We start from the raw sequence: 8400 nt of genomic DNA on the forward strand, positions 1-8400 counted from the left end.
TTAGCCGATTTTGTTACGTTGCGCGAATGTGTAAAGATCCATCAGTGATTTACATTCTAATTTTTCCATCAGGCGACTTTTATACGTGCTGACAGTTTTGTTGCTGATGAACATTTTTTCCGCAATGTCATTATTATCCTTGCCATCAAGAATATACCGCATGACACTAATTTCTTGTTTCGATAAGGAGTCGAGTTTTTGCTGGTCGGACGTTAAACTTCCAACAAACCGGTTGAGAGAGAAGGGGAAATAGCAGTAGCCATTTTTTGCAGCTTCAATAGCCGCAATGATATTGTTCATGCCTTCTTTTTTACTCACGAAACCATTAGCGCCAGCATCAGCACAATGTTTCCCGTAAAAATGGTCATTTTTAGCGGAGACGATAATAATAATTCCGCTATATTGGCGCTTCCTCAGCGTTTCTAACACCTGGATACCGTTAACTCCGGGGATATCGACATCAATGATGACGATATCAGGCTTAAGTGTTTCCACCCGCTGAACGGCGCTTCCGCCTTCAGTTAACTCCGCTAAGATTTCAATATCGTTTTTGATCAATAAATTACGAATTGCTGCGATAGCAAGAGGATGGTCATCAATAATTATTGCGTTCATAGATTATTCCCTTTGCAATGAAGCATCTCCCTTCTCCCTGTAGTAATACAGACATAAGGCGTCATCTCATTTTCTCAATAAAAATAAGAAAATCTGAGTTTCCTTTAAGATAATTCGACAAGTATACCATATAAATAGTCGGCATAAATGAAATGTCAACAATAAAATCAGGGATTATACCGATGATTTATAGTTTCAAGTTAGCACTATAAGTCTTCTCACTAATCCTACAGGCGTAAGAATTGTATTGCAAAAGCCACGGTTTAGTCCTCTGTTGTTTTTTTTGCACCTCATTTAAATTAGGCCTCCAACGTTCCTGGGATAATGTGCAACACATGCACTGTGTTTGATATGAAGAATGAATACTCTTTTCATTCAATTCATAAATTTCATCTATGCGAAATGAGAGATAATAGTGGAACAGATTAATTCAAATAAAAAACAGTCTAACAGAAAAAAATACTTTTCTTTATTGGTGATAGTTTTATTTATTGCGTTTTCAGGTGCCTATGCCTATTGGTCAATGGAATTAGAAGACATGATTAGTACAGATGACGCCTATGTCACGGGGAATGCAGATCCAATTTCTGCACAAGTCTCAGGTAGTGTCACTGTAGTTAATCATAAAGATACGAACTACGTTCGACAGGGTGACATTTTAGTTTCACTGGATAAAACTGATGCCACTATCGCACTCAATAAAGCTAAAAATAATCTGGCAAATATTGTTCGGCAAACGAATAAACTGTACTTACAGGATAAACAATACAGTGCCGAAGTCGCTTCAGCACGTATTCAGTATCAACAATCTTTAGAAGATTATAACCGTCGTGTGCCTTTAGCGAAGCAGGGGGTTATTTCAAAAGAAACGCTGGAGCATACCAAAGATACGTTAATAAGTAGCAAAGCGGCACTGAATGCCGCTATCCAGGCTTATAAAGCGAATAAAGCTTTAGTAATGAACACACCATTAAACCGTCAGCCACAAGTAGTTGAAGCGGCGGATGCAACCAAAGAAGCCTGGTTGGTGCTTAAACGTACGGATATAAGGAGTCCGGTTACTGGCTATATTGCCCAGCGAAGTGTTCAGGTCGGCGAAACAGTGAGTTCCGGACAATCGTTAATGGCTGTCGTACCGGCACGTCAAATGTGGGTTAATGCCAACTTTAAAGAAACACAACTCACGGATGTACGGATTGGTCAATCAGTCAATATTATCAGCGATCTTTATGGTGAAAATGTTGTGTTTCATGGTCGGGTGACAGGGATCAATATGGGAACCGGCAATGCGTTCTCCTTATTACCTGCACAAAATGCGACAGGGAACTGGATCAAAATCGTTCAGCGTGTACCGGTTGAAGTTTCTCTTGATCCAAAAGAACTCATGGAACACCCCTTGCGCATTGGTTTATCGATGACTGCAACTATTGATACGAAGGACGAAGACATTGCTGAGATGCCTGATCTGGCTTCAACCGTGACCTCCATGCCTGCTTATACCAGTAAGGCTTTAGTTATCGATACCAGTCCGATAGAAAAAGAAATTAGCAACATTATTTCGCATAATGGACAACTTTAATGGCAATCACTAAATCAACTCCGGCACCATTAACCGGTGGGACGTTATGGTGCGTTACTATTGCATTGTCATTAGCGACGTTTATGCAAATGTTGGATTCCACTATTTCTAACGTCGCAATACCGACAATATCTGGCTTTCTGGGAGCATCAACAGACGAAGGCACCTGGGTTATCACCTCGTTTGGCGTAGCAAATGCCATTGCGATCCCTGTTACCGGCAGGCTGGCACAAAGAATAGGCGAATTAAGGTTATTTTTACTTTCAGTCACTTTTTTTTCGCTGTCTTCCTTAATGTGTAGTTTATCGACCAATCTTGATGTGCTGATATTTTTTAGAGTCGTTCAGGGATTAATGGCGGGGCCGTTAATTCCACTGTCACAGAGTTTATTATTAAGGAATTATCCACCAGAAAAAAGAACATTTGCTCTGGCATTATGGTCAATGACCGTGATTATCGCTCCGATATGTGGGCCGATATTGGGCGGCTATATTTGCGATAACTTTAGCTGGGGTTGGATATTTTTAATCAATGTCCCTATGGGGATTATCGTCCTGACATTATGCTTAACCTTACTTAAAGGAAGAGAAACTGAAACTTCACCGGTAAAAATGAATCTACCAAGACTGACCCTGTTAGTGCTCGGTGTTGGTGGCTTGCAAATTATGCTTGATAAAGGGCGCGATCTGGATTGGTTCAACTCGAGTACAATAATAATATTAACAGTAGTATCAGTTATTTCTCTGATCTCTTTAGTCATTTGGGAATCGACCTCAGAGAACCCGATTCTTGATCTCAGTTTGTTTAAGTCCCGTAATTTCACCATTGGTATTGTGAGTATCACCTGCGCGTATTTATTTTACTCTGGAGCGATCGTCCTTATGCCGCAGTTACTCCAGAAAACGATGGGGTATAATGCGATATGGGCCGGGCTTGCTTATGCGCCCATCGGCATCATGCCACTATTGATTTCACCTTTGATAGGACGTTATGGCAATAAAATAGACATGCGGGTGTTAGTGACATTCAGTTTTTTGATGTATGCGGTTTGCTATTACTGGCGTTCTGTGACATTTATGCCAACGATTGATTTTACAGGCATCATTTTGCCACAGTTTTTCCAGGGATTCGCCGTTGCCTGTTTCTTTTTACCCTTAACAACGATTTCGTTTTCAGGCTTGCCAGATAATAAATTTGCCAATGCCTCGAGTATGAGTAATTTTTTTCGTACCTTGTCAGGATCAGTTGGTACGTCGTTGACAATGACGCTGTGGGGACGACGCGAATCGTTACACCATAGTCAGTTGACAGCAACCATCGATCAATTTAACCCCGTGTTTAATTCATCGTCACAAATTATGGATAAATACTATGGTTCGCTTTCAGGAGTTCTTAATGAAATTAATAATGAAATAACCCAGCAGTCACTTTCTATTTCTGCAAATGAGATTTTCCGTATGGCGGCTATTGCTTTTATCTTACTTACGGTTTTGGTTTGGTTTGCGAAACCGCCGTTTACAGCGAAAGGCGTTGGGTGATGATAAAAGGAGGGGGTTATAGCGGGTAAGACCGGGGATCTTAAGTCTGCGCCATCGGCAGCATCGCTCACCCAGGGAAAGGATTGCGATGTTGCGTTGAAACGTTATTAACGGCCTTTTGCCAGATATTGATTCATCTCTTCTTCCGGCACCATTCCACCTCCCGTCGCCCACACCAGATGAGTGGCATTACGCAATTGTTCTGCGCTGAAACCGTGCATCTGTTGGTAACTTACTGATGCACACACGCGCTGAGGTCCGGCCATACCCGCCAGTGCTGAAGGTTCAAGACGAATACCTTCTTCCTGCGCCAGCCAGCCAAGCATGTCATACATGGTTTGATCGCTAAGGGTATAGAAGCCATCCAGCAGACGCTCCATTGCCCGCCCGACAAAGCATGATGCGCGACCAACTGCAAGGCCATCCGCTGCGGTAAGGTTGTCGATACCAATATCCTGAACAGAAATCTGATCGTGTAATCCTGTATGGACGCCTAACAACATACAAGGGGAGTGCGTTGGTTCGGCAAAAAAGCAGTGAACATGATCGCCAAACGCCAGTTTAAGCCCGAATGCGACGCCACCAGGACCACCGCCAACACCACACGGCAGATAGACAAACAGAGGGTTATCAGCATCGACGATACGGCCTTGCTGGGCAAATTGCGCTTTAAGACGCTGGCCAGCAACGGAATACCCAAGGAACAACGTGCGGGAATTTTCGTCATCAATAAAGAAACAGTTCGGGTCAGACTGCGCTGCTTTACGTCCTTCCTCGACGGCAACACCATAATCTTGCTCATATTCCACGACCGTAACGCCATGGCTGCGCAGTTTCGCTTTTTTCCATGCCCGGGCATCAGCAGACATATGAACTGTCACCTTAAAGCCAATGCGGGCGCTCATAATGCCGATTGATAACCCCAGATTTCCGGTTGAGCCCACAGCAATGCTGTATTGGCTAAAGAACTGTTTAAACTCCGGAGAAAGCAGTTTGCTGTAGTCATCATCAAGCGTCAGCAACCCCGCTTCCAGAGCCAGTTTTTCTGCATGTGCCAGGACTTCATAAATCCCGCCGCGTGCTTTTATAGAGCCGGAAATGGGCAAATGGCTATCTTTTTTCAGTAGGAGTTGCCCGCTGATCGGTTGTTGATATTCCTTTTCCAGCCGTTTTTGCATAGCCGGAATGGCAACCAGTTCTGATTCAATAATCCCCCCAGTGGCAGCTGTTTCAGCAAATGCTTTTGCCAGATAGGGTGCAAAACGGGATAAGCGCGCATGGGCGTCCTGAACATCCTGTTCGGTCAGGCCAACATAAGGTAAACCTTCAGCCAATGAGGTCGTGCTAGGATTAAACCAGGTGGTTTCTTTAAGAGCAACCAGATCCTTTACCAACGGATACTGGGCGATGAGCGAGTTCATTTTAGCGTTTTCCATAGTACGTCTCTTTGCGCTTAGATGATAAATGACAGCAGGAATGTGCCCGCCAGAGCGACGACTGAAGCGATAAATGTCGCTGTCGTATAGTATTTAAATGTTTCATTGAGCGTAGCGCCGCAATATTGCTTCACCAGCCAGAAAAGCGAGTCCGTAACGATCGTGCAGCCAATTGCACCTGAACCGATAGCAATCGCAATAATTTCCGGGCTGATGTCGGGATACAGTGGCAGCACAATGATCCATATTTATATTTTCTTCTCCAGGTTGGCGATGCCAGTTGGCATGTTTTACTTACTTGCCTATATGGTTACTCGTTGGCGAGAACAGAGGCGGAATTGGGGACAATTGTCCGGGAATTATTGTTATTTTTTATTGTATTGCTGTGTCAGGTGATAGGGCGTTGGATCTCGCCAGTGACGTCTGTTTCTGCTACAGTGCCCGTTTTACGGCAAACGGCTTGGGTATGGCTTCATTAAAGGATGTCGCACGCCTGGCGGGAGTGTCGATGATGACAGTCTCCCGGGTGATGCATAATGCAGAATCTGTGCGTCCTGCAACGCGTGACCGCGTATTGCAGGCAATCCAGACCCTGAATTATGTTCCTGATCTTTCCGCCCGTAAGATGCGCGCTCAAGGACGTAAGCCGTCGACTCTCGCCGTGCTGGCGCAGGACACGGCTACCACTCCTTTCTCTGTTGATATTCTGCTTGCCATTGAGCAAACCGCCAGCGAGTTCGGCTGGAATAGTTTTTTAATCAATATTTTTTCTGAAGATGACGCTGCCCGCGCGGCACGTCAGCTGCTTGCCCACCGTCCGGATGGCATTATCTATACTACAATGGGGCTGCGACATATCACGCTGCCTGAGTCTCTGTATGGTGAAAATATTGTATTGGCGAACTGTGTGGCGGATGACCCAGCGTTACCCAGTTATATCCCTGATGATTACACTGCACAATATGAATCAACACAGCATTTGCTCGCGGCGGGCTATCGTCAACCATTATGCTTCTGGCTACCGGAAAGTGCGTTGGCAACAGGGTATCGTCGGCAGGGATTTGAGCAGGCTTGGCGTGATGCTGGACGAGATCTGGCTGAGGTGAAACAATTTCACATGGCAACAGGTGATGATCACTACACCGATCTCGCAAGTTTACTCAATGCTCACTTCAAATCGGGCAAACCAGATTTTGATGTTCTGATATGTGGTAACGATCGCGCAGCCTTTGTGGCTTATCAGGTTCTTTTGGCGAAGGGGGTACGTATCCCGCAGGATGTCGCTGTAATGGGCTTTGATAATCTGGTTGGCGTCGGGCATCTGTTTTTACCGCCGCTGACCACAATTCAGCTTCCACATGACATTATCGGGCGGGAAGCTGCATTGCATATTATTGAAGGTCGTGAAGGGGGAAGAGTGACGCGGATCCCTTGCCCGCTGTTGATCCGTTGTTCCACCTGATATTATGTTAACCCAGTAGCCAGAGTGCTCCATGTTGCAGCACAGCCACTCCGTGGGAGGCATAAAGCGACAGTTCCCGTTCTTCTGGCTGCGGATAGATTCGACTACTCATCACCGCTTCCCCGTCGTTAATAAATACTTCCACGGATGATGTATCGATAAATATCCTTAGGGCGAGCGTGTCACGCTGCGGGAGGGGAATACTACGGTAGCCGTCTAAATTCTCGTGTGGGTAATACCGCCACAAAATAAGTCGCTCAGATTGGTTATCAATATACAGCCGCATTCCAGTGCCGAGCTGTAATCCGTAATGTTCGGCATCACTGTTCTTCAGCGCCCACTGCAACTGAATCTCAACTGCTTGCGCGTTTTCCTGCAAAACATATTTATTGCTGATTCTGCGGGGAGAGACAGATTGATGCTGCTGGCGTAACGACTCAGCTTCGTGAACCGGGCGTTGTAGAAGTTTGCCATTGCTCTCTGATAGCTCGCGCGCCAGCGTCATGCAGCCTGCCCATCCTTCACGTTTTGAGGGCATTGGCGATTCCCACATATCCATCCAGCCGATAACAATACGCCGACCATCCTTCGCTAAAAAGCTTTGTGGTGCATAAAAGTCATGCCCGTTATCAAGTTCAGTAAAATGCCCGGATTGTGCAAAAAGTCGTCCTGGCGACCACATTCCGGGTATTACGCCACTTTGAAAGCGATTTCGGTAACTGTATCCCTCGGCATTCATTCCCTGCGGGGAAAACATCAGATAATGCTGATCGCCAAGGCTGAAAAAGTCCGGACATTCCCACATATAGCTTTCACCCGCATCAGCGTGGGCCAGTACGCGATCGAAGGCCCATTCACGCAATGAACTGCCGCGATAAAGCAGGATCTGCCCCGTGTTGCCTGGATCTTTCGCCCCGACTACCATCCACCATGTGTCGGCTTCACGCCACACTTTAGGATCGCGGAAGTGCATGATTCCTTCTGGTGGAGTGAGGATCACACCCTGTTTCTCGAAATGAATACCATCCCGACTGGTAGCCAGACATTGTACTTCGCGAATTGCATCGTCATTACCTGCACCATCGAGCCAGACGTGTCCGGTGTAGATAAGTGAGAGGACACCATTGTCATCGACAGCACTACCTGAAAAACACCCGTCTTTGTCATTATCGTCTCCTAGCGCTAGCGCAATAGGCTCATGCTGCCAGTGGATCATATCGTCACTGGTGGCATGTCCCCAGTGCATTGGTCCCCAGTGTTCGCTCATCGGGTGATGTTGATAAAACGCGTGATAACGATCGTTAAACCAGATCAGGCCGTTTGGATCGTTCATCCATCCGGCAGGAGGCGCGAGGTGAAAATGGGGATAGAAAGTGTTACCCCGGTGCTCATGAAGTTTTGCTAGTGCGTTTTGCGCCGCATGCAATCGAGATTGCGTCATTTTAATCATCCTGGTTAAGCAAATTTGGTGAATTATTAACGTTAACTTTTATAAAAATATAGTCCCTTACTTTCATAAATGCGATGAATGTCGCAAATGTTAACGTTAACTATGGCGTTTTGTGATCGAATATGCATGTTTTAGTAAATCCATGACGATTTTGCGAGAAAGAGGTTTATCACTATGCGTAACTCAGATGAATTTAAGGGAAAAAAATGTCAGCCAAAGTATTAATGCCGATCAGTTAAGGATCAGTTGACCGATCCAGTGGCTGTGTAAGAATCCGGAAACGCTCACTTGTTTCCGGATTTTTTTATGCACATTGGACA

At 45.5% G+C, this 8400-nt stretch carries 6 protein-coding genes and 1 pseudogene; 3 read left to right on the forward strand and 4 right to left on the reverse strand.

The features are described from left to right. Positions 1-615 (reverse strand): acid-sensing system DNA-binding response regulator EvgA, encoded by a 615-nt coding sequence (gene evgA / locus ABZJ92_RS00635; protein ID WP_000991370.1) that lies wholly within the window; start codon positions 613-615, stop codon positions 1-3. Positions 616-1030: 415 nt separating this feature from the next. Between evgA and emrK the strand changes: the two genes are divergently transcribed. Further along, positions 1031-2194 carry a multidrug efflux MFS transporter periplasmic adaptor subunit EmrK gene (gene emrK / locus ABZJ92_RS00640; protein WP_000435187.1) on the forward strand — a complete coding sequence of 388 codons (1164 nt, stop codon included), beginning with the start codon at positions 1031-1033 and terminating at the stop codon, positions 2192-2194. After that, positions 2194-3732, forward strand: coding sequence for a multidrug efflux MFS transporter permease subunit EmrY (gene emrY, locus ABZJ92_RS00645; RefSeq protein WP_001018726.1), 1539 nt, complete (start codon positions 2194-2196; stop codon positions 3730-3732). Before emrK ends, emrY begins: the two co-directional genes overlap by 1 nt. A gap of 107 nt (positions 3733-3839) precedes the next feature. On the opposite strand, the gene dsdA is transcribed toward emrY, so the two are convergent. Together dsdA and ABZJ92_RS00655 are read right to left on the reverse strand one after the other, a co-directional pair. After that, positions 3840-5168 (reverse strand): D-serine ammonia-lyase, encoded by a 1329-nt coding sequence (dsdA, locus tag ABZJ92_RS00650; protein ID WP_000426457.1) that lies wholly within the window; start codon positions 5166-5168, stop codon positions 3840-3842. 17 nt (positions 5169-5185) lie between these two features. After that, positions 5186-5404 (reverse strand): annotated as a pseudogene (locus tag ABZJ92_RS00655) (GntT/GntP/DsdX family permease); the annotation flags it as partial. Positions 5405-5634: 230 nt separating this feature from the next. Between ABZJ92_RS00655 and ABZJ92_RS00660 the strand changes: the two are divergent. After that, the gene (locus ABZJ92_RS00660) at positions 5635-6630 is read left to right on the forward strand and encodes a LacI family DNA-binding transcriptional regulator (RefSeq protein WP_001344440.1); all 996 of its coding nucleotides are present in this window, start codon (positions 5635-5637) and stop codon (positions 6628-6630) included. A 7-nt stretch (positions 6631-6637) separates the two neighbouring features. Here the strand turns inward: ABZJ92_RS00660 and cscA are convergent, their stop codons facing one another. Continuing rightward, positions 6638-8071, reverse strand: coding sequence for a sucrose-6-phosphate hydrolase (cscA, locus tag ABZJ92_RS00665; protein WP_000194508.1), 1434 nt, complete (start codon positions 8069-8071; stop codon positions 6638-6640). Between the last annotated feature and the right edge of the window lie 329 nt (positions 8072-8400).

This window comes from Shigella sp. FJ200513 (assembly GCF_040495915.1).
Taxonomy (GTDB): domain Bacteria; phylum Pseudomonadota; class Gammaproteobacteria; order Enterobacterales; family Enterobacteriaceae; genus ECMA0423.

What these genes read in the sequence shown, in the direction of transcription:
- evgA (WP_000991370.1), bottom strand. Translation starts at nt 615, where the DNA reads ATGAACGCAATAATTATTGATGACCATCCTCTTGCTATCGCAGCAATT.
- emrY (WP_001018726.1), top strand. Translation starts at nt 2,194, where the DNA reads ATGGCAATCACTAAATCAACTCCGGCACCATTAACCGGTGGGACGTTA.
- dsdA (WP_000426457.1), bottom strand. Translation starts at nt 5,168, where the DNA reads ATGGAAAACGCTAAAATGAACTCGCTCATCGCCCAGTATCCGTTGGTA.
- ABZJ92_RS00660 (WP_001344440.1), top strand. Translation starts at nt 5,635, where the DNA reads ATGGCTTCATTAAAGGATGTCGCACGCCTGGCGGGAGTGTCGATGATG.
- cscA (WP_000194508.1), bottom strand. Translation starts at nt 8,071, where the DNA reads ATGACGCAATCTCGATTGCATGCGGCGCAAAACGCACTAGCAAAACTT.